This is a genomic window from Spirosoma sp. KCTC 42546, from assembly GCF_006965485.1.
Classification (GTDB): domain Bacteria; phylum Bacteroidota; class Bacteroidia; order Cytophagales; family Spirosomataceae; genus Spirosoma.
Genome location: NZ_CP041360.1, coordinates 7,423,791 through 7,449,291, shown reverse-complemented (window position 1 = coordinate 7,449,291; position 25,501 = coordinate 7,423,791). Strand labels below are relative to the sequence as shown.

Below are 25,501 nucleotides of genomic sequence, written 5' to 3'. Positions count from 1 at the left end.
AAGGTAGGCTGGCCGGGGAGAGAATGTAGTACGATTTTCAACCCGTCGTCTATAAAAAGTGGATTTTTAAGTGTAAGCCAGGAAACAACGCTACAACTGGCTGAATACCTCTCTTTTGTCGGAAATACCCCCTAATATTGACGTTTTAGCCCAGTTTCTCCTAGCCATTTAGTCGCCATTTTTGTACTGGCGAATAAGCGTCCATCGAGTCGGGTTTAGGATTTGCATGGAAAAACGGAACGCTCATGCACATCCCTCAGAGAAACCTGATTAAACCAACAGAATTCATTTGCTTGATGGCCTCAATTATGTTGCTGACCGCACTGGCCATTGATATTATTCTGCCCACCTTTGGTGCCGTTCGCCATCATTTCGGTCTGGGGCCAGAGTCAACCGCAACTGCTCAATTAGTTACGTTCTTTTTTCTTGGTCAAATTGGGCAGATTTTTTTTGGCGTACTCTCGGATCGCTATGGCCGCTTACCCGTACTGCGAGTTGGTTTTCTTCTCTATATAGGTGGGTGTATAACCACTGTAATGGCTCCTGGCTTGGCCTGGCTTCTGGTAGCACGCTTTATTATGGGATTAGGAGCAGGAGCTTTGTTTGTAAGTGCTATTGCCTGTGTTCGTGATCGATTTCAGGGGAGTGAAATGGCGCGTATCATGTCCCTGATTCTGACCATTTTTCTGACTGTGCCCATTGTGGCACCTTTGCTGGGTTCTGCCATCCTCCTTGTTGGGCCCTGGCAGGTAGTTTTTCTAACCCCAGCTAGTTTTGCAATTGTCTTCTTTATCTGGTCATTCCGGCTCAGTGAATCACTATCGGAAGCAGATCGGCAACCGTTAGCCTTAGCTTCACTGATACAGTCTATACGTCGAGTCTGGAGCAATCGGATTTTTGTCCGCTATACAGCTATTACGACCATCTTATTTGCTGGTTTTAGTTCTTATATAGGCAGTTCGGAACGCATGGTTGGTACAATTTATGGCCGTCCGGGGCTTTTTGTTTTCATCTTTGCGAGTGTGGGTATTATAATGGCTCTCTTCACATTCTTAAATGCCAAACTGGTTGCCCGGTTTGGCGCGCGTCGTACGGTACGGAGTCTGTTAACCGTTTACTGGATTCTGGCGAGTATCTTACTCGGGCTAACGATCCTGCTAAAAGGGCCAGTGAATATGTTTATCTTCTTTGGTCTCATAGCCCTTCTACAAGGGATCAATGTAGCTGCTGAGCCCAATAGTAGCGCGTTAGCGCTCGAACCCATGGGGTCAATGGCAGGTATGGCTGCGTCCATTTATGGGACCTCTTATCTAGTTGTAGGCGCACTGGGAGGCTCATTCATTGATCGGCTGCTGGTGAATTCGGTAACTCCTCTGCCAGTTGCCTATTTTATGGGCGGGCTGGCAGCTATGCTTTTGGTACGCACGGCTCCTAAACGCTAACCATTCCCCTGATAGGAAACAGCAGTAAGCCCGTAAAGTACTGCAGACAAGTTGAGCCCCTTCACGGATAAATTACCACATTGGGTAAGCTGAGCTACCAATTATAAAGCCAAACCCACCCAACATAGAGTTGGGCTTTAGGGTGTTTACGCGTCCACTACCTTTGGGTCATTACTTCATAGAGATAACTAACTGTATTGGAGCCAGCAAAAAGGCGTGGAGAGATACCCCTTACTTTTGATGAAATGGCAGGGTGATAAGCTTTCAACTCTTTGGTATACAAGTGTTTTGTGTATAGTAAGCAGAACAGTACTACGTAATTAGTAAGAACAAATGAAGGTTTATTTTTTTGCTATTATCTCAACCTTGCTGTTAACATTTACGCCAAGTTATCATCAAGCGCAGGCACAGACAACGAAAGAAACTTCACTGATTGCTCAGCTCGTTAAAGAGGCAAATCAGACAGGTGCACATTCTAAAGGAGACGTTTATCTGTTGGTCAAAATCAGGGAAACAAAATACATGGCCGAACTCAAGTCCGGTAAAGTAGTAGACCAAAGGAAGGTCGATAGTAGCGGGGGAGGCATTTGTGGCGATTATGCCGAGGTCAGTATAAACCTGCTGGATAAAAATAAACAGGAAACCTCACAAGGTGCTGGCCAGGTGCTGAAATGGAGAAACGGCAAATGGACAATGATTGCGTTGTCGGAAGGCGATTATGCCTGCGAAAAATTGAAGGGAATTCCTCCCTCTGTTCTGACCTGTTTGAAGGTCGAGTGCAATTGAGATACGCGTGATTTTTTGGACTAACACCTCCGCCAATGAAAATTTTAGCCATTACGATCCTATCCATTCTGGTTCTCGGTTTCTTGTTTGTCCAATGGGCAAACAAACCGGAACAAGTTGAGGCATTGACCAGAAAACGAAAAATGGATGCAATTCAGAAAACGGAGAATGAGAAAAAAGAAGTCCAAACTCGTATAGACCATGCGTTAATTCAAAAAGAAATTGAGTCTAAAAAAGCGAACATGACACTCGCGATAAACGAGAATTTCGCAAATAACCGGTTCGAACGACTTGACTTCAAGTACGATCATATTGATTATTTCAAGCTTGAGAAAAAAGAATTGAACTTCTCTGGTATGTTAGCTAAAGGCCAAAATGCACAGGATTATTTTATGAGCTCGCAAGATGATTTTGACGATTTTATCGCAGAAACGCAGATTGGAATCTGGGGGGAGAATGCTTACGCGGGTATTTTCTGGGATGCCAAACCGAATGGCGACAAAAATCCTGAGCAGTATCAAGCTGCCTACGCGTCGCCTACTACGTTATATGTTGAAACTGGTGATACAGAACGTTTCAGCCTCGGGGGCCTTATTTCGAGCGAAAATAATCAGTTACTCCGCGTTGAGCGATTTGGTAAAAACGTAAAGGTGAGTGTTAATGGTAGAACTATTTTTGATGAACAGGTAGTATCAACCAACAGCGGCAAAGTTGGTATTTTCATAGGGCATCGCGGGGGTACTCGTAACATGGTTCAATCAATCAGTATTGGCATTAAATATTTTAAGGTTTGGCAGTGATTTATCCCCAACTAATCACTGTTTCAGCAGGCCACGCCCGTATTTTTCAGGATTACTAACGGTATAAGCCTGTTCAGCACGCTTACTATTTATCTGTGCTCTTCAACGCCCAAAAAATAAGGGCTGGTTGGAAAAATAAGCGTACAAACCGTTTTAGGTCCGTATCCAAACCGAATGCGCTTCGTTTATTCACGAACTGAGAAACGTTGCCTGGGAAAACAGCTGTGAAAAAAGTGGCCGCTACTTTTCCAACATCTTGCTGGTGCTTTTCGTCCGTCAGTATCAAACTACTACCCAACGCTATTTCGGCTATGCCCGAATAGATCACGGTATCATCTTTCTTTACCGGGACCCAATCCGGGACTTGCGCTCTGAATTCCTTCCTGGCAAACGTCAAATGGCTTATGCCAGCAAAAACTAAAGAACCTCCTAAAACGATCCTTGCTACTTTTTTTACAGTTTTCTCGTCCATAGCCCTGTTATATTAATCACCTTCCAGAAATAATTCCAATAAATTTTAATACTGAAAGACATACAGGATACTTGATCCTGTTCCTTCATTGTCCTTCGTCGATTTATCTTTCCAGAGTTTAACAGGTTAGCGTGCCTGAGTGTTTGGTGAATGCTTGTTTATAGAATGAAAAATCAGGAACGAACTCTCCTCTATGAATTAAAAGAAATTGCCAGTTAGTGGAGCTGAAGATAAGCTTCATTAAGTTGCCTACTCCATCCACACGGCCAATGGAAAGAGGCTCCGGCTGAGCCTTTTATAGGTTTGGAACCCGCTTATCTACCAACAATGAGAATGGCAAACTGGATTTTCTCTACACGCCCGCTGCCAGGTCTACAGTCCATAACCAGGTTTCCAGAATGATAATTGCCTCTGAATTTATAAAATAGCCTGGGCTGCTATAGGTAATGCATACTGACCGATCCAGATTTACTGACCGTATGGATAGCAATGTGTCTAATTGGTTGAAATTTCGCCCCGGGCACCAATCGAAAACTCATCGTCGAAGCTGATGCTCACAACACTTGTATCGCGCACGCCCGGATGCTCTTTGATAAATCGCTGACTAGCGTTTTCCTCGCTACTGTTTAAATAAGCTTTTCTCCACGGCTTCGGTGTAATAGAACCATATCCGGTAACAATGACTAGTGTGTTGGTTGCCATGAGTGAAAATTGGGTTAAATGCCTTTAGGGTGAAGTAAGGGTGATTTAGTACGACTGACTTAGGGCTTGTAAACTAGGTATTGACCGATCAGGCTTCGTAGCCCTGTGAGGTACTAGTTTGAACAAACAAGGGAGGAGCGATAAAACAACCAACTCCCATAGACGGGGGTTGGCTGTAAGGAACCGAACATATAAGTTTGGATTCAACGAACGTATAACAGGCTGGTAATAAGAAAGTTTTAAATAAGCCTGAACTATTCTCCCGGTAGAGGAAACAAAACAAAAAGGGCAACTCCATGAGTTGCCCTAAAAACATACAAGCTATTGATCACCTGGGTGTATATATAGTTGGAAAGGTATCATTGCTAGCGCTGTATCAACAGCCGCAACGTTGTGGGCGATTGCCCGGCAGGCGTAAGCCGAATCAGGTAAAGGCCGTCAGGCAATTGGCTCGTGTTGACGCGGTACGGCTCTATAGGAGCAGTCTCCAACTGCGTCTGCTCAAGTGTACGGCCCATAAGATCGTTAAGTTGTAGTCCTATAGGTTGGCCACTAGCGGGGCTTAGGTCGATCAGCACATGGTCGCGGGCTGGGTTAGGCCATAGTTTGAACGACACCCCCGTTTCCAAAGCGCCCACTCTGGCCCCGGTCGGACAGGTTTTCTCCTCAATACTCCACTGCTGCTGTTGTCCCGATCCCAGGGTCAGCTGGCTGATGGGGGCTCCCTCAGCCGTGCTGGCATTGCGAACCGTGAGGGCCTTGCCCGAATTGCGGTTGGTGAAGGTGAAATAGCCCTCCGTGTTGCGCGCCAACCGCCACTGCTGATGCCCACCGCCCCAATACGTCCATTGCTCCGCCAAGGCATCATCGGCCGTCGAGGAATTGGCCACCTGAATGCCTTTCTGGGTAGACAACACCTGGATGCTGTAGTAGTCCCCGCCGGAAGCGATGAATCGCCAGCCCTGGGTGAGTTTGTTGGCGTCGGTCTGCTGGGTGAGTTTGTCGCCATCGCTCTGGGCGGTTCCTTCCACGCCCAGCACTTTGCCGCTGAGTCGGGACACGAGTCGATAGCACTTGTTGGCCTCAACCGCCGAAACCGAGACCGGTGCCGACGACGTGACTGCTACCGGAGTAGCACTAACTTCTACACCTCCCGACCAGCCGTTGCCTGCATGGGCATACACCCGGAAATAATAGGGTTGCCCTGCCGTCAGGTCGGTTACCACTACCGAGGTCGACGTACCCTGATAGAGCACCTTGCCGCCACCCGGCAAGTCAGACCCGTTACCCGTGAAGCTGGGATTGGCCGTATAATTAGGTTCGAGCGGAATGTCCGTAAGACCTGAGCCCGCTCGGCCTACCACCAGCACTTTGTCGAAGGGTAGGGTAGGGTTGGTCCAGTTGAGCCGCACACTGCTGCTACTGAGCGTAGTCGCTGTCAGGCCGGTAATAGTAAGCTTGGATGAGTTGCAGTCGGGATAGATCTTGACCGAATCCTGCGCCGACGTAGTACCGCCAATCCCTGTCACATTCAGTGTAATCACGTAATAGGTATCCACACCATCGCAGCCTACGGGCGAAATATCAATGACAGGATTGATATCCGACCGCGTAGTCACCAGTTGCTCGCTATTGCCCCGGCGCAGTTTTACTCGCCATAGTATAGAATTGCTGGAGCCTGCATTTGTAATAGTAGCGGCCAGCGTATAACTGGTACTCTTATCAAGGGCATACTTGGTAGTAGCGACCGGATTGGTGATTTTGGCCGTTGGAGCGGTATTGGTGAGCGAAATGTTGAATACCTGGCTGGTACTTCGTTGCCCTTTGCTATCGGTTACCGTGAGCTGAGCGGTATAACTTGTTATTGTACCTGATCCATGCTGCCCTGTTTGTGTCGTGAACACCTTCACGGGATTGGCTACGTTCAAGTAGGTGCCATCACTAAACGCCCACTCATAGAAAAGCTGATCGCCGTCGGGGTCATAGGATTTGTCGCCGGTGAAGGTCACGCTCAGGGGCGAACTGCCCGTTAACGGGGAAGTGGTGGCAACAACAACGGGAGGACGGTTGGCGGTGACTGCTACCGGAGTAGCACTAACTTCTACGCCCCCCGACCAGCCGTTGCCTGCATGGGCATACACCCGGAAATAATAGGGTTGCCCTGCCGTCAGGTCGGTTACCACTACCGAGGTCGACGTACCCTGATAGAGCACCTTGCCGCCACCCGGCAAGTCAGACCCGTTACCCGTGAAGCTGGGATTGGCCGTATAATTAGGTTCGAGCGGAATGTCCGTAAGACCTGAGCCCGCTCGGCCTACCACCAGCACTTTGTCGAAGGGTAGGGTAGGGTTGGTCCAGTTGAGCCGCACACTGCTGCTACTGAGCGTAGTCGCTGTTAGGCCAGTAACGGTCAATTTAGGTGAGTTACAATCCGGGTAAATCTTGACTGAATCCTGGCCCGAAAGATTATTGAAATCCGTCACTTTCACTGTAATCACGTAATAATAGTCTTCTCCGTCGCAGCCTACGGGCGAGATGTCGATAACCGGATTCGCTCCTGACGTGGTTTTTACAAGCTGTTCGCGGTTGTTGTGGCGTAGCTTCACCTGCCAGAGTTGAGAACTGATGCTGCCAGTGACCGTAGCGCCCAGGGTATAGCTGGTGGACTTGTCGAGGGGATATTTAGCATTGTTGATTGGGTTGGTGATCTTAACCGTTGGGTTACTATTGTTGAGCTTGACCGAAAATGTCTGAACCGGGCTCCGCAGCCCTTTACTATCGATGACCGTCAACTGAACTGTATAGTTAAGAATCAACCCAACACCCTGACTCCCGGCCTTCGCCGTGAATACCTTCACGGGGTTCGCTTCGGTGGAAAAAGCGCTGCCGTCACCAAAGTTCCATTCGTAGGTAATGGGGTCACCGTCGGGATCGTAGGATTTGTTGCCGGTAAAGGTCACGCTCAGGGGCGAGGTTCCTGTTAGCGAAGTGGAGGTAGCCACGGCTACAGGCGACTGATTGGCGGCAGTGGCCGTACAACTACGCTCCTCAATACTCCACTGCTGCTGTTGTCCCGATCCCAGGGTCAGCTGGCTGATGGGGGCTCCCTCAGCCGTGCTGGCATTGCGAACCGTGAGGGCCTTGCCCGAATTGCGGTTGGTGAAGGTGAAATAGCCCTCCGTGTTGCGCGCCAACCGCCACTGCTGATGCCCACCGCCCCAATACGTCCATTGCTCCGCCAAGGCATCATCGGCCGTCGAGGAATTGGCCACCTGAATGCCTTTCTGGGTAGACAACACCTGGATGCTGTAGTAGTCCCCGCCGGAAGCGATGAATCGCCAGCCCTGGGTGAGTTTGTTGGCGTCGGTCTGCTGGGTGAGTTTGTCGCCATCGCTCTGGGCGGTTCCTTCCACGCCCAGCACTTTGCTGCTGAGTCGGGACACGAGTCGATAGCACTTGTTGGCCTCAACCGCCGAAACCGAGACCGGTGCCGACAGGTTAGCTGCTGCACGTGTAGCCGAGGAGACTAGTACGGGTCGTAAACCAGTTCCGTCGCTAATTTTTGGTACCTCGCCAATCGTGTTGACGCTCGTTGGTAGCGATAGGCCAAGTACAGTGGTCAGGCTTCCCAATAAACAAAGGAGGCCAATAAAAAAGCTGTGCCCAATGGCATACAGCCTCGGCATGTAGGTAAACATTGAGTTCATGGAGTAAATATGGGTTAGATAATGATACTAAAACGCACGTAACGATAGCCTTGCGAACCGCCTGACTATCTACTCCAACGGGGGGGCGATACAGGCAACGAAATGATCGTTAAATACGATGGCAAATACCGAAAATGCCCGCTTAACCGCTAGCATTCTCGTAGCATTCTTTGTCACTCTCGTTCCATTTTACTAAAAAATGGCTGAAATCAGGCGGTATAAAGATCAGTTCTGCTTTCTAACTACCGATCAACTTTTGCGCTTACAACCCATTAATAATTCTGGCGTAGACGTTATTGGACAAATTGCCATCGTAGGTCATGGTCAGATCATCGGCCACATTGACCGTAATACTGGCCGTACTGCCTGAGTTAGCCGTGGTTCGGGTGATACTAAACCCTAAACTCGATTCGCCACCTCCCGTAATAAAGGTCCCTGAGTTCATCGTCAGGGTCAGTTGTCGAGCCGCTAGTGTATTGGTGACTGACCACTGCCCATTATTGACCGCCACTGTGCCTCCCCCCGACACATTGATACTGGCCAGGGTCGGTGCAAATGAGATGGTGTAGCCTACTGGTGCCGTGATGGTAATGGTCACTTTGCCCGATGAGGTAGGCAACCCCGCCACCTCAAAGACGTTGACCACAAAGTTGCCCACTGCTGCTGTACCCGATGCAGCAAAGTTGGCCTGAGGTAAATCCAGCGTAATGGTCAAATCCGAACCCACCACCGGCACACTGGCAGTAGCTGTACATCCCGTGGCATTGGTCAGGGTGACCGAGTAGTTGCCACTGGTGGTCACCGAGATCATCGGCGAGGTTTGGCCCGTCGACCAAAGGAAGGAGCCAGTTCCGCTGGCAGTCAGGGTAGCGGTCGGGTTGGCGTTGGTTAGGGTAGCACTGGTTGGGCTGACGCTGAGAGCTGGCACGACGACGTTACTGATAACCGTGGTGCTGGTGCTGCTCACACAACCACTGGCATTGGCCACCGTGACAGAATACGTACCAGCCGTAGTAATCGACTGAGTGTTGCCGGTGCCGGGCAATATCGTCCCGCTACCGTTGGTAAACGTATAGGAGTCACCACCCGAAGCGGTTAAGGTCACCGCAGGCAGCGTGCAACTGATGGGGCCATTGTTAGTTAGGCTGGGTATCGGTAATGAATTCACGGTTACATCAGTCGTTGCAGAGGCCAACTGACCATTGTTTCTGACAAGTAGGGTAAAACTCTGGCTGCCTGACTCAGAAGAGGTCAGATCCTGGCTGAAAGCCGCACCGGTTTTCAGCCCAGTGGTCGGTGTACCAATCCCATTGGTGAGTGTGTAGTTGTACGATCCCGACACATTACCCACCGTAGCAGTGAAGGTAATAGGGCTACCCACGCATACACTGGTGTTCACCGTTCCAAAATCAGCAATGGTGGGTGTGTTGTCTGTAATGGTCAGGATGTAATTAGCTCCCACACCCGAACAGCCATTGGCATCGGTAACTCGAACGGTGATGGTAAAACTACCACTCTCGGTAGGTGTACCCGATAAAACGCCGGTGGTCGATAAACTCAACCCATCGGGTAAGTTACCGCTGGCCACACTGAAACTACGGGGAGATGTCCCACCGCTGGCGGTGAAAGCCTGACTGAAAGCCGACCCCTGAGTGGCCGTTGTGACGGTGGGATTGTTAACCGACACCGTAGCGATAGCGCCAGTTACTGTTGTGGTAGTGGTACTCACACAACCACTGGCATTGGCTACTCTTACCGTATAGGTACCTGCGGTAGTCACCTCTATTGTGTTCGTTGAACCTGGTGTACCAAGTACAGTTCCACCGTTGGTAAACGTATAGGAGTCACCACCCGAAGCGGTTAAGGTCACCGCAGGCAAAGTACAACTGATGGGACCATTGTTAATCAGGCTGGCCACAGGAAATGAACTCACCGTTATATTGGTAGTTGCTGACGATAACTGGCCATTATCACTAATAATGAGCGTAAAACTCTGATTGCCCGACCCAGAAGAAGTTAGATTCTGACTGAAGGAAGCACTCGTTTTGGTGCCGGTTGTTGGGGTGTTGACTCCGTTGGTGAGTGTGTAGCTGTAAGTCCCTGTTACATTGCTGATTGTAGCCGTGAAGGTGACAGGACTACCCACACAAACTGCGTTGTTCACTGCGGCAAAATCGGCAATGGTGGGCGTGTTGTCTGTAATCGTCAGCACATAAGCCGCGCCCACTCCAGAGCATCCGTTGGCATCGGTAGCGCCCACGGCAATCGTGAAGCTACCTCCTTCGGTGGGTGTACCCGACAGGTTACCGGTAGTCGATAAACTCAGGCCATCCGGCAAACTACCGCTGGCTACGCTGAAGCTACGGGGAGTTGCCCCACCTGAAGCAGCAAAGTTCTGGCTAAATGCTACATTCACGATGCCACTTCTTGTGGTCGGGTTGGTAACGGTGATAGTGGGTATTGATCCGGTAACGGTGGTGGTGGTGGTACTCACACAACCACTGGCATTAGCGACTCTGACCGTATAGGTGCCTGATGTGCCCACATCTACTGTGTTAGCTGCCCCTGGCGTGCCTATCATTGTGCTACCACTCGTGGTGAACGTGTAGGAGTTGCCGCCCGAGGCAGTTAAGGTCACCGCAGGCAGGGTGCAGCTGATCGGCCCATTGTTGGTCAGGCCAGGTGTTGGCAATGCATTCACCATTATATCAGTAGTGGCAGATGCCGACTGGTTGTTGTCGCTGATAATCAGCCTGAAGCTCTGGCTGCCTGAACCCGCAGAAGTTAGGGTCTGGCTGAAGGAAGCACTCGTTTTGGTACCAGTTGTCGGGGTGCTGATTCCGTTGGTGAGTGTGTAGCTGTAAGCCCCCGTTACATTGCTGATTGTAGCCGTGAAGGTAATAGGGCTACCCGCACAAACCGCATCGTTAACAGCCGCAAAGCCTGCAATAATTGGGGTGTTATCCACAATCGTCAAGATATAGGTAGCACCTACACCCGGACAGCCATTGACATCAGTGGCTCGTACAGTGATGGGGAAACTACCACTTTGCGTAGGTGTACCCGACAAGATACCGGTGGTCGATAAGTTTAGTCCTGTTGGCAAGCTACCACTGGCCACACTGAACCTACGGGGAGAAGTGCCCCCCTGTGCGCTGAAGTCCTGACTAAACGCTGCATTCTTTACTCCGTTTGCCGTAGTTGGGTTGTCGACAGTGACGGTCGCAACGATGGTGCCCACTGTGGTAGTGGTGGTACTCACACAGCCCGTAGCATTGGCCACTCGCACTGTATAGCCACCTGCCGTGGTTACATTCGCGGTGTTCGATGAACCCGGCGTTCCTACTACCACTCCTCCACCCGTCGCGAATGTATAGGAGGTGCCGCCCGAAGCCGTCAGGGTTACGGTAGTCATGGTGCAACTGACGGGTCCATTATTGCTCAGACTAGGAACCGGAAATGGACTTACAGTTATGTTGGCAATTGCTGATGCCGCCTGACCGTTGTCGCTGATAACCAATGTGTAGCTTTGATTTCCCGATCCAGAAGGAGTTACATTCAAACTGAAAGCAGTACCACTTTTTACACCCATCGAGGGGAGGTTGATGCCATTCGTGAGCGTGTAGTTGTAGTTGCCTGTTACGTTGCCAATTGTAGCCGTGAAGGTGAAGGGGCTACCCACACACATACTCGTATTCACTGCTGCAAAATCGGTAATGATAGGTGTGTTACTTGCAACGGTCATAACATAAGATGCTCCAATGCCCGAACACCCATTGGCATCTGTAGCTCGTACCGTAATGGTAAAACTCCCCCCTTGTGTGGGTGTCCCCGACAACACTCCTGTAGTAGACAGACTTAAACCATCCGGCAAACTGCCGCTAGCTAAGCTGAAACTACGAGGGGTCAGCCCACCACTGGCCAGAAAGGTCTGACTAAAGAACGTGCCCTGGTTAGCGGTTGTGGTCGAAGGATTCGACACCGACACTGTGGCCGTGTTGCCCATAATGACCTGTGTGGCCACTGAAATACAGCCGTTAGGAGCTATAACCGAGACCGAATAGGTACCTGATGCGGTAACGGTCCGGATGGCATTCGTCGTATTATTGTCCCAGCGGTAAGTACCTCCGCCGGTGGCCGTCAGGCTTAGGCTGGTGGTGGTGCAGGTTATTGTGCTGCTGGCTGGAGTCAGAATGGTAGCTGTTGGTGGATCTGTGTTGCCCATAATGACCTGTGTGGCCACTGCAGTACAGCCGTTAGGAGCTCTAACGGTGACGGAATAGCTACCTGCTGCGGTAACGGTTCGGATGGCACTGGTCGTATTGTTGTCCCACCGGTAAGTACCTCCGCCGGTGGCCGTCAGGCTTAAGCTGGTGGTGGTGCAGGTTATTGTGCTACTGGCTGGAGCCAGAATAGTAGCTGTCGGTGGATCTGTGTCGCCAAGGACGGTCGTGCTGGTGGTACTGACACAGCCATTGGCATTGCCGACCCTAACCGAATACGTACCAGGGGTAGTTACCGTTAGGATGTTGCCTGATTCGGCCAAAACCTCACCACTACTGTTAACAAAGGTGTACGATGTACCGCCGGTAGCTGTCAATCGAACACTAGGATCGGCACAGGTCAGGATACCATTGCTCTCTAACCTAGCTGTGGGTAAGCTATTCGCTGTTATCCTAAGCGTAGCTGTGCTGCTGCAACTCTGCCCACTACTAATCACCACCGTGAAGGTTTTCACGCCTGAAGTGGTCAGCGTTGCCGACACGGTCTGGTCTGAACTACTGCTTAGCATGGCTCCGGCTGGGCTTATCCAGTTGTACGTGTAGCCGCTTCCACCGTTAGCACTTAAACTGACTACGCTCTGGACACAGACTTCAGCCTGATCAGCCGAAGCCTGGGCCAAAAACCCGTCACTGCCAACACCCGTATTACAGAATGTGTTGAAGTCGCCCTCTCCTGGCAGGCCTGGGTTATTACTTAAGTAAATAGTATGTCCTTCTCCACAAAGCGCTGTTAATGAAGCCGGAAAGCAACCACTCAATTGATTAGTGCTTAAATTAAGGGCCTTTAGATTGGGCAGAGCACCCAGACTAGCAGGAATGTTACCCGTTAACTGATTTTTATTTAAATCAATGGATTGCAGACTCGTAGGCAGATTCGTTGGAATGCCACCCGTTAACTGATTGTTATATAAATTAATCTCTATCAGTTTGGTTAGCGTATTCAGGTTGGTCGGTATACTACCCGTTAACCGGTTATCATTTAAATTAAGTCTTTCTATGTTCTTAGGCAGATTAGTCGGAATGCTACCGGTTAACTGATTATCCTGTAACTCAAATCCTTGCAGGCTCGTCGGTAGGCTCGTGGGAATGTTCCCTGTCAGCTGATTCTCACTTACATTAAAGTTTAGCAGGCTGGTCAAAGCACTCAGGTTACCTGGGATAGTACCTGTTAACTGATTAGCACTTAGAATAATATACTGAATACTGGTCATGGCAAACAAGTTAGCAGGAAGGCTACCCGTTAGCTGATTGTGCTGTAATTCAAGGTATTGCAGATTTGTAGGCAGATTAGCAGGAATACTACCTGTTAACTGATTATGATGTAAATAAAGATAGCGCAGGTTGGTCAGTGTAGTTAGATCGGTAGGAATCGAACCCGTCAAGGCATTGTTATCCAGTTCGATGTCAGTCAGGACGGTTAAATTGATCAATCCAGTAGGAATGCTGCCACCCAACTGTGAATTCTGGTTAATTCGAAGCACTGTTAAACCTGTGAGCCCACTCAGACTAGCGGGAAGACTACCTACCAGGTTGTTACTAGTTAAAGAGACTTCATTAACTCGTCCATTATCGCAGGTTAGACCAAACCACGGTTGCCCACCATTACCCGTGCAGGGGTCAGTACCGTTGCCCCAACCTGTATGGTTGGTCCAGTTTGGTCCATTCGTGCTAGTATACAGATCCATCAACGGCTGGTAATCAAGCGTTGAGAGGGGGGCAGCTTCTAAACGGGCCTTAGTCTCACTAATTTTCTTTACCCCATTGTGAACTATCTCGAACGAGGCTGCTCCGGCTGGATGCATAACTTTCGGCCCATCGCTGGTCAGCCAGCCATCACGTAAAAGCCGGTCAGTTCCTCCACTTAAATCCGTATATCCGGCCCGTATGCTATCGACAGTTGTTGAATCGGTAATAGCATCGATCATGGGTGTACTAGAACCGATGGGTTTTCCCTGAGCGAGCAGGCCGACGCAGAGCAGCGTAATTAGCAGGCTATGCACTCGCAAAATGGTACAATGAGTGAGCTGTAAAAGAGGGGTCATAACTACTATTGACTAAGGATTTAAGATTTTTCGGAGACAGTCGATTCCTGTATCCGATCGATTGACGGGAAGAAAAGCAGAAAGATGTGTGAAGCGGAAAGCGTTTATCAGTTGGCTAAACCGTCAGGAACAATAGCCTGAACTCCCTTGGTATTGGTATAAATGCAGCAGCGATTGGGATACCAAATCGGTGTTTTGTATTGAGCCGGTTACTCGCACAGCGTCGGGTTGGGCGGGACTATTGTTACGTTTGGCACAGCCCAAAACAGGAGAGGGTGCCAGTAGATCGAGGAAGAAATGGTTCATACGTTGGCGGTAGAGTAGGCTTGAGATTTAGCGATAAATTGCCCCGGCAAGTACTACACCTGGCGTCTCAACCGCTACCATATATGTTGCATTGTTTGTCAATTTAGGTGCATCGAACAAAAAAAAGCCCAAAATTGGGCTTGGTAGGGGTGAAGTCGACAAATAAGATACTATTCGAATTATTTCGTAAACTAAATTTAGGCAGTGAGTGGTGGCTCGTCTTTTACAGCTCGTCCGGTTACGGTTCGACTATACTGCGAGGGTAATGTGTGGTAGCGTTCCTGAAATACTTTGGTAAAGTAGGATGGGTTATCAAACCCGACGGCGTAGGCTATTTGCGTTACGCTCTCCTCACCCTCAAGTAATAATTCGGTCGCTTTAGTCAGCCGTATCTCCCGAATAAAGTTAGTTGGGCTGGTGTCGGCTATAGCTCTCAGTTTCCGGTTAAGCTGCGTGCGACTCAGGTTAGCAGCCTCGGCCAAAGCTTCTACATTAAACGCCGGGTCACTCAGGTTTTGGTTAACAATAGCCGACAGCCGGTCGAGGAATCTCTGGTCGGCAGGGGGCAGGTCTGGTGTTACCCCGGTGGTTGTTGAGGTTGCAGGCGGCTCGCTGTTAGTGGGAGCCTGATGGCTAAACCAGTGATACAGTCGTTCGCGCTGTTGAATCAGGTTGTTTGCCCGCACCCGTAGTTCGGCCGGGTTGAAGGGTTTGGTCAGGTAGTCATCAGCCCCTAGCTCGAAACCCTCAATTCGATCTTCTACCCTTGCCTTAGCCGTCAACATGATCACCGGAATGTGACTGGTGACTTCCTGTGCTTTCAGTGCTTTACAAAAGCCAAATCCATCAAGTTGGGGCATCATCAGATCGCAGATGATTACGTTAGGTAAACTAGCCGTCGCTTTTTCCAGGCCGTCCAGTCCATCTTCGGCTTCAATGATGTTGTAGTCCGATTCGAACACAGTCCGCACGTAAGCTCGGATGTCGGCATTATCATCAATAATGAGCAGAATGTTATCGGTCGCTGGGGTTGGTAAAGTCGTATCGGTCAAAACTACCGGGAGGTTATCGCTAGGTTCTGCCGTTTCCATCATCTCGAAGCCATCTGCTACCGATTGTTGTTCGATACCTGCCAGTGGTAGGCGAACCTTGAAGTTCGTGCCTACTCCCTCTGTGCTAGACACGGTGATTGTACCCCCAAGTATCTTTACCAACTCGCTAACCAGTGATAATCCGATACCTGTGCCTTCATAGGTCTGCGGTCCGCCGATGCGGTTCGCTTTAACCTGATAAAACCGCTCGAAAATGGTCGCTAGATTCGCTGGGGCAATACCAATACCCGTATCCTCTACCGAAATGACTAATTCACCGGTTGAGGACGGGGAAGGATAGTCGACATGCAAATGGACCTGCTTCCCCGCTGGGGTGAATTTGAACGCGTTTGAGAGTAGGTTGGTTACTATTTTTTCGATTTTGTCATGATCGAAACTAGTTTGAAAATGGGCATATTGCTGAGAGAACGAGAACCGGATTTGTCGACTCTCGGCCAGCGAGCTAAACGAACTGGCCAGGGTTCGAAAGAACGTAGCCATGTCGCCAGTTTCCAGTGTCGGCTGAAGTTGACCCGCCGATAGTTTACTCAGATCCAGGAGTTGGTTGATCAGGCGGAGTAGCCGATTACTGTTCTGTTCCATTAAATTCACAACCGATGCGGTTAACGTGACCACATTTTCCGTCCGAAGCTGTTCTTTCAGCGCAGTCAGCGGACCCAGAATCAACGTAAGGGGTGTGCGAAATTCGTGGGAAATGTTCGTAAAAAATTGCGTTTTCAGTGCATCGAGTTCCGCCAATCGGCTGGCTTCTTTCTGCTCAAAAGCCACCTGCTGCTGCAACAACCACCGTTGTTTCTGGAACTGGTATAGCTGCCAGATAATGACAATCGACCCAAGTATATACAGCAAATAGGCCCACCAACTACGGTAAAATGGCGGATGTACCCGGATCTGCAAGTCGACGGGCTTACTCCATACCTGACCATCGGTCGAGCCCATCACATGCAGGGTGTAGTTACCATCAGGCAATTGGGCATAGTTCGCAAATCGGTTTGTACCGGCTTCCACCCAGTTCTGGTCAATACCCTCCAGCCGATATCGATATTGATTTTTGGCCGAATTGGCATAATCCATTACCGAAAATTCCAGGGTTACCAGATTTTGCGTATACGACAAATCAAGCCGCTGTGTTTGCTCTATACTTTCTGGCAAGATGCCATCTGAGGCTCCCACGGCAACAGCTTCGTTATTGATTTTTAGCCCAATGATCTGAACTGGGGGAGTCGATCCGGCAGTTGTAGCCGCCACGTCTTTAGGTTGAAACGCGGTTAGCCCGTTTACGCCCCCAAAGAGTAGTTCGCCCGATGCAGTTTTAAGAAACGAACCCGTATTAAATTCATCATCCTGAAGCCCATCGGCCTTGGTGTAATTACGAAACCGGAACGTACGGGGATTAAACTGTGCCAGACCCCGGTTGGTGCTCATCCAGAGATTGTTAAACTCATCGGCCAGGATTCCGTAGACCACTTTGTTGGGCAAGCCCTGGGCTTCGGTAAAGTGCCGGAACTGCCCGGTCTGTTTATCGAGTCGTTCCAGTCCACCCCCTTTTGTACTTACCCAGAGGTAGTTGCCCGGCCGATCAGGGTCGTCGATAGTGCTCGATACAAAATCGTTGCTCAGGCTTTCGCGTTTAGTGATATCGTTTTTATAGATCGAAAAGGTGGGTTTTGTTTGCGGATGATCAGCCCGGATAAGGCCACTCTGGGTGCCAATCCAGCCCGTACCGGCTCTATCGAAATACAGCGAGTAGGTTTCGACTTCGGCAGCCTGCCGGGGCAGCAGATGCTGGTAAGAAAATACGGTAAAGCGTTCGGTAGTCGGGTTGAACTGGAGGAGTTTGCCATTCATAGCCCCGATCCAGAGATACCCGGCTTTGTCTTCCCGAATCTGATTGCCATATAAACCGAAGGCAGTGCCGGGCGGTAAGAGATAGGTCTTGAGCCGTTGCCAATTCGTTGAATACTTAACTAGCTGATGGAGAGCTGAGTTGCGCTGAGAGCTAACGAGGGCAGTCCAGAAAAAACCCTGATGGTCCTGCATGAGGTAACCTGGTCGATCGGCCTGAGCCGATCGGCTTTTATTCAGAAACGATATCCAGCGATTGTTGGAACGGTCTAAACGGCCATAGTCGAACTGACTCCGCACATAGGTCTGCCCCTGTTGATCCTGAAATAAGTACGAAAGGGAGATGTTGGGCAGGTAGGCTTTAAACTGCTTGATACGGGGACTGAATTTACGCAGTCCATAGCCCGCTGTACCTACCCATATGTTCCCGGTTCGGTCAATGAGGAGTTTCGTTACGCCAAACAGGTTCGGTGGCATAACGGCAAAAGCGTTACGTACCGATAGACTATCCTGTGCATAGAGCTGAGCGGGCGACATAAGCCATAAAAAGTCTGGCGTTGCCACCGCTACCGTACCGTTATCCATTGCTTCCAGATACAAATTGAAGTTTTTAGTAGGCGGCAACTTAATCGCTTTTCGTTTGGCCTGCTGCCAGCCAACAAGTGTATCGGTACTAAACCCAAACCAATAATCGGGCTGTTGCCCGTCTGGGGTTGCCTTGAACAGAGTGGCCAATGAGCCAAAGCGTTTGATTTGCGAATAGCTGGCAGGTTGAGGCTGTCGCCAGCTTAGTGTGTATAGGTCTCGGGCTGCACTAACCACCACTTGGCCATCGTCATGAAAGCTGATTCGTACGGGTGCACTGCCACTGCTGGCTCCATCTAACGGAAATGAAAATCGGCTGAACCGAACCTGGGGCATAGCATCAGCCTGCTGGGGAAAGCCGTTTCTTAGCGAATCAGATAAGGTAATTTTAACGAGTTTGTTCTGACTGGTACCAACCCAGATGTTGCCGTCTGGATCTTCTGCCAGTAAACTAATCTCATAATTTCCCGCGTCAGGAGAGGCCGGATCACTCATGTCGATATGGTAGAACCGTTGGGTTCGGTCATCATATAAATTGAGCCCCCGGTTTAGCGTTCCTATCCATAACCGCCCATGACGATCAACCAGTAAGGTCGAACACGCGTTAGACGACAGACTGTATTTGTTATAGGGATCGTGTGTGAAAACGGTGAAAGTATAGCCATCATAGCGATTCAGTCCGTCCTTTGTGGCTACCCAGATAAATCCTTTCCTGTCTTGCTTAAGATCAAAGATCATTCCCTGCGAAAGCCCATCAGAAATAGTTAGCTCCTGCCAGCCTTTTTCCGACGACTGGGTTTGTTGGGCAAGCAGTGTACACGGTAAAATAACGAAGAGTAAGTAGAGGAAACGCATGGTAAAGATCAATTGACTCTCAAAATACGTAAATTTGATCATAGCCGATTGTATTCAACTCTTACTCATTTCTAAGAAAAGACTTTGGCAATCCAGTATTATAGTAGGAATTGTAGTTTATTAAGTCGACCTTTGACCTAAATTCAAATAAAATGCAAACAGGAACTGTAAAATTTTTTAATGAGACCAAAGGATTTGGCTTCATTAACCCCGATGACGGTGGTGAAGACATCTTTGTCCATGCCTCAGGTCTTACTGATCAAATCCGTGAGAACGACAAAGTGAAATTCACTGTTGAGCGCGGTAAGAAGGGCTTAAATGCCGTAAACGTCGAAATGGCTTAATCGAAAGATATACCAAGATACACACAGTAAAAAAACATGCCCGAAAGGCATGTTTTTTTTTGCCCGGATAGCTCAAAAGCCTGGCCACGACAAGTTCAGTACTTGATTTCGACAGTAAATAAAGGGACCATCCGTGCTTTCCTGAATCATGAGATACCTGTTTGTCGTAGCCTCTCTGCTGTTTGTCACGACCCGTCTTGTTCATACGCCCGCGCTGCCCGATACCAACTGGACAGAGTACAATGGAGATGGTGCTCGCAGTCATTATTCACCCCTGATACAACTAAACACGGATAACGTACAGCAGCTAAAGGTGGCCTGGACTTATGCGTCGGGTGGAGCCGATACGGTGGGGAATCGAACCCAAATGCAGTGCAACCCAATTGTTATTGCAGGTATTTTGTACGGTGTATCCGCAAATACGCAGGCCTTTGCATTGAATGCGGCAACCGGGCAGGAGCTATGGCGAACGAAATTGACCGACAATGGCGGAACTACCAGCCGGGGCGTAACCTACTGGGCCGATGGGGCTGACCAGCGAATTCTATTTGGAGCGGGTAAATGGCTGTACGCACTTGATGCCCGCACGGGTAAACTCATCGACAGCTTCGGGCAGGACGGGCGAATTGATTTGAAAGAAGGCATCGAACGACCGGGTGGCGATAATTACGTACAGCCCAACACGCCCAATACTATCTACAAAAACCTGATCATTGTTGGGGCACGTCTGTCCGAAGGTGAAACGGCTTTGCTCGGTGATGTGCGGGCCTATGATGTACGTACAGGCCAGAAAGTCTGGACATTTCATACCATTCCGCAACCCGGCGAGTTTGGCTACGATACCTGGGCTCCGGCTAACCCGCGTGAACGCCTGGGTGGGGCCAACGCCTGGGCAGGGATGGCCATCGACCGGGAACGAGGCATTGTGTACATACCAACAGGCTCAGCCGCTTATGATTTTTACGGCGGTAATCGGAAAGGGAATAACCTGTTTGCCAACTGTTTACTAGCGCTGAATGCCAACACAGGTAAACGGCTCTGGCATTTTCAGTTCGTGCACCACGACATCTGGGATCGGGACCCACCGGCTCCCCCCAATTTGCTGACGGTTGTACAGAATGGCCCCGACGGTCGGCCACGGCGGATTGATGCCGTAGCACAAACAACTAAACAGGGCCATGTTTTTGTCTTTGATCGGGTAAAGGGAAAGCCGTTATTCCCTGTTGTCGAGAAAGCGTTTTCGGCGGCTGCTGTGGCGGGTGAGTTCCCGAGTCGGACGCAGCCCATTCCCCTAAAACCGGCCCCGTTTACAAAGCAGACGTTCACTGAAAAAGACATCAATCCCTGGGCATCCAATCGGGATGAAATCGTGGCTACCCTACGAAAAGCCCATACAGGTAGCCCCTACATACCCCTGACGTCAGACATGACCATCTTTTTTCCGGGCACCGATGGGGGAGCGCAATGGGGTGGTTCGGCGACTGACCCGGAGGGTATCATCTATATTCCTGCAAAACAAAATCCCTGTTTTTCTACCCTGATCCGTAAAGAACAGCCGATTGGCAATGCGAGCGTGACGGGGGCTCAATTATATAGCTTACGGTGTGCGGCCTGTCATGGTGCCGACCGCCGGGGAAATCATGATGGTTCGTATCCATCGTTACTGGGTCTGGAAACTAGACTCTCTGCCGATGCGGTTCATCAGGTCCTCTTGAAAGGCCGGGGTATGATGCCGTCGTTTTCGCACCTGCCCGAAGCCGAACGGAAAGCGATCGTTGATTTTCTGTTCAATAAGGGCAATACGGCACAAACGGTGAGCACCCAAAAAGCGGGTTTGCCTTACCAGCACACAGGCTACAACCGCTGGTACGACAGTAAAGGCTACCCTGTGAGTGCGCCACCCTGGGGTACACTCACAGCTATTGACCTCAATACGGGCGAACATCGGTGGCAGGTGCCATTGGGCGAATACAAAGAATTAACTGCCCAGGGCATTCCGCCTACGGGAACCGATAATTACGGCGGGCCACTTGTAACGGGCAGCGGATTACTGTTTATTGCGGCCAGTAAAGACGAGCAACTTCGGGCAATCGACAAAAAAACGGGTAAAATCCGGTGGCAAACTCAGTTGCCCGCAGCAGGCTATGCTACACCCAGTACCTATTCGGTTGGTGGAAAACAGTACGTAGTTATTGCGTGTGGGGGCGGAAAACTCAACACCAAATCAGGAGATAAGTACGTTGCCTTTGCTTTACCTTAACTAGGCTTACGGTATCCTGTCTACGGTTTATGGTGGGCGGCAGCAACTCATGCGTCAGCCCACCATAAACCGTAAAAAGAATACCGTAAGCCATATACCATATATCATACATATGTCTACAGTAATTAACGTTGGTTTGGTTGGCTTTGGCCTCTCTGGGCGCTATTTCCATGCGTCGTTTCTATCCGTCAACCCAAAATTTCGCCTAAAGAAAATAGCCAGTAGCCGACCCGATGCAGTACGTGAATTCGATGCCTCGATTGAGTGGGTGGCTACGCCCGATGAGCTATTCGCCGATCCTGCTATCGATCTCGTGTTCATCTGTTCGCCTAACGAAACCCATGTAGAGTATGCCCGGAAGGCGCTGGAGCATCGGAAGCACGTGGTGGTTGAAAAACCATTTGCAATCACCGAACCAGAAGCTATTCAACTGCTGGAACTGGCACAGCGGCAGGGGTGTATGGCTACAGCTTACCAGAATCGCCGGTGGGATTCCGACTTCCTGACTATTAAGCGGTTACTGGCCGACGGATCGCTGGGTACGCTCATCGAGTACGAAGGCCGGTATGATCGGTTCTCACCGGTAGCGTTGCAGGCCCACTCCTGGAAAGAGAAGGCTGCGCTGGGCCGGGGAAGTCTCTACAATCTGGGCCCACACGTACTCGACCAGGCATTGCATCTGTTTGGTAAACCCGATACGGTAGAAGCCAGCATCCGAATGATTCGCCCGGATAGTCAGGTCGTCGATTATTTCGATATAAAACTGGGCTATGCCGATAAAGCCGTTCGGCTTAAATCCAGCCTGCTAGTCTATCAAAATCAACTGCGCTACAGCCTGCATGGCACTGAAGGATCATTTCTAAAAGGCGGTTTGGATGTGCAGGAAGAACTGCTTCGACAGAATCACTTTCCTAATCAAGCTGACTGGGGCACTGAACCGAAAGATCGCTGGGGTACGCTTTACCGGAATGGGCAGAGCGAGGTCATTGAAAGTGAAGCGGGCAACTACACGCCTTTTTACGACAATCTATACGATGTTATTGTAAACGGGGCCGAGCTCGCCATTACACCCGCCGATATTCAGCAACTCGCCCGCGTTATTGATTTAGCCCAGGCAAGTAGTCAGTCCAAACGCACGATGTCCTTTTAATGATGAGCAACTACCGCTGGCGAATTGTCGTACTGTTGTTCATAGCAACGACCATAAACTATCTGGACCGGCAGGTGATCAGCCTGCTCAAGCCTACTTTAGAAACCGTTTTCAACTGGACCGAAACCGATTACAGTCATATTGTGATGGCGTTTCAGGCGGCCTACGCCTTCAGTTACGTCGTCTTCGGTCGACTGATTGACATTATTGGAACCAAACTGGGGTATACCATCGCCGTTTTTCTGTGGAGTATAGCCGCTATGCTGCATGGTCTGGCAACCAGCACCTTCGGATTCGGGTTTTACCGTGCCCTGCTGGGTTTGGGTGAAGGGGGGAACTTCCCGGCTGCCATTAAAACGGTGGCAGAGTGGTTTCCCCGCAAGGAACGGGCGCTGGCAACGGGTATCTTTAACTCGGGTACCAATATTGGTGCGGTGGTAGCACCTATTCTGGTACCCTGGGTGCTGGGCGTTTACGGCTGGGAAATGGCGTTTGTGTTAACGGGTTTGGTTGGTTTTATCTGGGTTGTTTTCTGGTGGTGGAGCTACGATAATCCGCAACGCCATAAGAAGCTGTCGGCAGAGGAACTGGTCTATATTACCAGCGATGTGGAAAGCAATTCAGGGGAATCGGTACGATGGGTTGATTTGCTTCGGTATAAACAAACCTGGGCGTTCATTTTGGGTAAGCTATTTACCGATCCGGTCTGGTGGTTTTTCCTGTTCTGGCTGCCCTCGTACTTTGCGTCTTCCTTCAATCTGGACCTGAAAAAGCCCAGCCTACCACTCATTTTTGTGTATACCGCGGCTACACTCGGTAGCGTTGGTGGTGGCTATTTGTCCGGGTATTTCATACGCCGGGGCTGGACCATCAACCGATCCAGAAAAACGGCCATGATGCTCTATGCGCTATGCATTGTGCCAATTGTGTTGACCCGTTATGCCACATCAATCTGGGAAGTAGTTGGGTTGCTTAGTCTGGCCGTTGCGGCTCACCAGGCCTGGAGCGCCAATCTGTTTACGCTGGTATCGGATATGTTTCCTAAAAATGCGGTTAGTTCGGTGGTAGGGCTTGGCGGTATGGCAGGCTCATTAGGCGGGCTCTGTTTTCCGATTGTTGTGGGTGCGCTGCTGGATACTTATAAGGCGCAGGGGGACATTACCATTGGATATAATTATCTGTTTTTGATCTGCGGTAGTGCGTATCTGCTGGCCTGGTTGTGTATTCATCTGTTTGCGCCCAAGTTGAAGCCAATTGAGTCGATAGAACGCTGATTACCATGTACCCCCTTACTATCAACCAGTGGCTAACGCAGCACGCTCAGTTTCGACCCAATCATCTGGCGTTCGTCTTTGGTGATACACGCCTTACGTTTGCGGAGTTGAACCGGAGTGTTAATCGGATGGCGAATGCGTTGCGGGCTGCTGGTATCGGTAAAGGTGATAAAGTGGCTACCGTGCTGCCCAATAGTCGTGAGCTGTATGAGGCCTTCTGGGCGGTGGCCAAGCTGGGCGCGGTACTCGTGCCGATGAGCCCCATGGTACGGGGTCGGGGGCTGGTAAACCTGCTCACTGATGCCGACTCTAGTCTAGTCCTGACGGACACACTTCACGCGCCTTTCCTGGACGAGGTTCGAAACGACTTACTTGTGGCTACGGATAACTATTGGCTAACTGACGGTGAGCTACCAGGCTGGCAATCGTATCCTGCGTTGCGGGAAGCGGCTTCTTTAACGGAACCTTCCTCTCCCGACCTGAGTGGTGATGATCTGTACAATATCATGTACAGCAGCGGGACAACCGGACTGCCCAAGGGAATTATGCATTCCCATTTTGTCCGGTCAATGTACGGATCATTGTTTGCTAACGCCTTCCGCATCCGGCCCGAAAGCGTTGTCATGCACTCCGGTTCCATTGTGTTTAATGGGGCCATGCTGACCTTTATGCCGGCTATGTTCATTGGCTGCACCTATGTGTTGCTGAAGGAGTTTTCGGTTCAGCCGGTTCTGACAAGTATGGCTCAGGAAGGCGTAACACATACTATTCTGGTGCCTACCCAACTGGCGGCCTGCCTTCGTTACCCGGAATTTACCATGGAGTCGTTGCCAGCTGTTGAGTATATTCTGTCGGTGGGAGCACCTTTGTTGAACGACCCGAAAGCGGAATTAATTAGGCGCTTCCCGAATACATTCTATGAGTTATACGGCCTTACAGAAGGCTTCATGACGGTTTTGGACAAGACGGTTTCGGCCGAAAAGACCGGCTCTGTGGGTCGCCCAATCTGGTTTTCGGAAATGAAAATTGTGGACGACCGCGGTAGCGAACTCCCTTCGGGTGAGGTCGGCGAAATTATTGGCCGGGCTCCTTTTCTAACGTCAGGCTACTACAAAAAGCCAGATCAAACCGCCGATGCGCTACGCAATGGCTGGCTGTACACCGGCGACCTGGGTTATGTTGACGACGATGGCTATCTCTTCCTGGCAGGTCGAAAGAAAGACCTGATCATTTCGGGTGGGGTAAACGTTTATCCAAAAGATATCGAAGAGATCATCATTCGTCATCCGGCGGTGGCCGAGGTGGCCGTGTTTGGTGTACCGCATACTGATTGGGGCGAAACGCCCATAGCTGCTGTCAGATTGGTTGAGGAGGTTGCTGTTCAAGAACTGAAAGACTGGGTCAATAACCACATAGAGGCCAGGTATCAGCGGATTTCGGCGGTGATGCAGGTCGATGAATTTCCGAAGAACGTAGCCGGGAAAATTCTGAAAGCTGAATTACAAGCGTGGTATAATGAAATGTAGCGCGGACGGT

The 25,501-nt window shown here is 50.1% G+C and carries 14 protein-coding genes; 8 read left to right on the top strand and 6 right to left on the bottom strand.

Annotated elements, in window-relative coordinates; all coding sequences use genetic code 11:
* Window positions 1–245: 245 nt before the first annotated feature.
* The 3 genes from EXU85_RS30330 (at window position 246) to EXU85_RS30320 (ending at window position 3,028) form a co-directional block, all read left to right on the top strand.
* Window positions 246–1,442 (top strand): MFS transporter, encoded by a 1,197-nt coding sequence (locus EXU85_RS30330; protein ID WP_142775669.1) that lies wholly within the window; start codon window positions 246–248, stop codon window positions 1,440–1,442.
* Between the two features lie 333 nt (window positions 1,443–1,775).
* Complete coding sequence (locus EXU85_RS30325) at window positions 1,776–2,228, top strand: hypothetical protein (RefSeq protein ID WP_142775668.1); 453 nt, start codon at window positions 1,776–1,778, stop codon at window positions 2,226–2,228.
* A gap of 35 nt (window positions 2,229–2,263) precedes the next feature.
* A complete protein-coding gene (locus EXU85_RS30320) occupies window positions 2,264–3,028 on the top strand; it encodes a hypothetical protein (RefSeq protein ID WP_142775667.1) in 765 nt (254 codons plus the stop codon).
* An 85-nt stretch (window positions 3,029–3,113) separates the two neighbouring features.
* Here EXU85_RS30320 and EXU85_RS30315 read toward each other — a convergent pair whose 3' ends face one another.
* The 6 genes from EXU85_RS30315 to EXU85_RS30290 all read right to left on the bottom strand — a co-directional run bounded on the left by EXU85_RS30315 (window position 3,114) and on the right by EXU85_RS30290 (window position 18,937).
* Window positions 3,114–3,500, bottom strand: a complete 387-nt coding sequence (locus EXU85_RS30315) for a hypothetical protein (protein WP_142775666.1) — start codon at window positions 3,498–3,500, stop codon at window positions 3,114–3,116.
* A 495-nt stretch (window positions 3,501–3,995) separates the two neighbouring features.
* The gene (locus EXU85_RS30310; protein WP_142775665.1) at window positions 3,996–4,202 is read right to left on the bottom strand and encodes a hypothetical protein; all 207 of its coding nucleotides are present in this window, start codon (window positions 4,200–4,202) and stop codon (window positions 3,996–3,998) included.
* 365 nt (window positions 4,203–4,567) lie between these two features.
* On the bottom strand, window positions 4,568–7,909 hold the full coding sequence (locus EXU85_RS30305) for an RICIN domain-containing protein (protein ID WP_142775664.1): 3,342 nt from the start codon (window positions 7,907–7,909) through the stop codon (window positions 4,568–4,570).
* A 262-nt stretch (window positions 7,910–8,171) separates the two neighbouring features.
* Complete coding sequence (locus EXU85_RS30300; RefSeq protein WP_142775663.1) at window positions 8,172–14,234, bottom strand: putative Ig domain-containing protein; 6,063 nt, start codon at window positions 14,232–14,234, stop codon at window positions 8,172–8,174.
* 123 nt (window positions 14,235–14,357) lie between these two features.
* Window positions 14,358–14,540 (bottom strand): hypothetical protein, encoded by a 183-nt coding sequence (locus tag EXU85_RS30295; protein WP_142775662.1) that lies wholly within the window; start codon window positions 14,538–14,540, stop codon window positions 14,358–14,360.
* Between the two features lie 197 nt (window positions 14,541–14,737).
* On the bottom strand, window positions 14,738–18,937 hold the full coding sequence (locus tag EXU85_RS30290) for a response regulator (protein WP_142775661.1): 4,200 nt from the start codon (window positions 18,935–18,937) through the stop codon (window positions 14,738–14,740).
* Between the two features lie 152 nt (window positions 18,938–19,089).
* Between EXU85_RS30290 and EXU85_RS30285 the strand changes: the two genes are divergently transcribed.
* The 5 genes from EXU85_RS30285 (at window position 19,090) to EXU85_RS30265 (ending at window position 25,491) form a co-directional block, all read left to right on the top strand.
* A complete protein-coding gene (locus EXU85_RS30285; RefSeq protein WP_142775660.1) occupies window positions 19,090–19,281 on the top strand; it encodes a cold-shock protein in 192 nt (63 codons plus the stop codon).
* Between the two features lie 148 nt (window positions 19,282–19,429).
* A complete protein-coding gene (locus EXU85_RS30280; RefSeq protein WP_142775659.1) occupies window positions 19,430–21,541 on the top strand; it encodes a PQQ-binding-like beta-propeller repeat protein in 2,112 nt (703 codons plus the stop codon).
* 112 nt (window positions 21,542–21,653) lie between these two features.
* A complete protein-coding gene (locus tag EXU85_RS30275) occupies window positions 21,654–22,691 on the top strand; it encodes a Gfo/Idh/MocA family oxidoreductase (RefSeq protein WP_142775658.1) in 1,038 nt (345 codons plus the stop codon).
* Window positions 22,692–22,693: 2 nt separating this feature from the next.
* Complete coding sequence (locus EXU85_RS30270; RefSeq protein ID WP_142776886.1) at window positions 22,694–23,965, top strand: MFS transporter; 1,272 nt, start codon at window positions 22,694–22,696, stop codon at window positions 23,963–23,965.
* A 5-nt stretch (window positions 23,966–23,970) separates the two neighbouring features.
* A complete protein-coding gene (locus EXU85_RS30265) occupies window positions 23,971–25,491 on the top strand; it encodes a class I adenylate-forming enzyme family protein (RefSeq protein ID WP_142775657.1) in 1,521 nt (506 codons plus the stop codon).
* The last annotated feature ends 10 nt before the right edge of the window (window positions 25,492–25,501 follow it).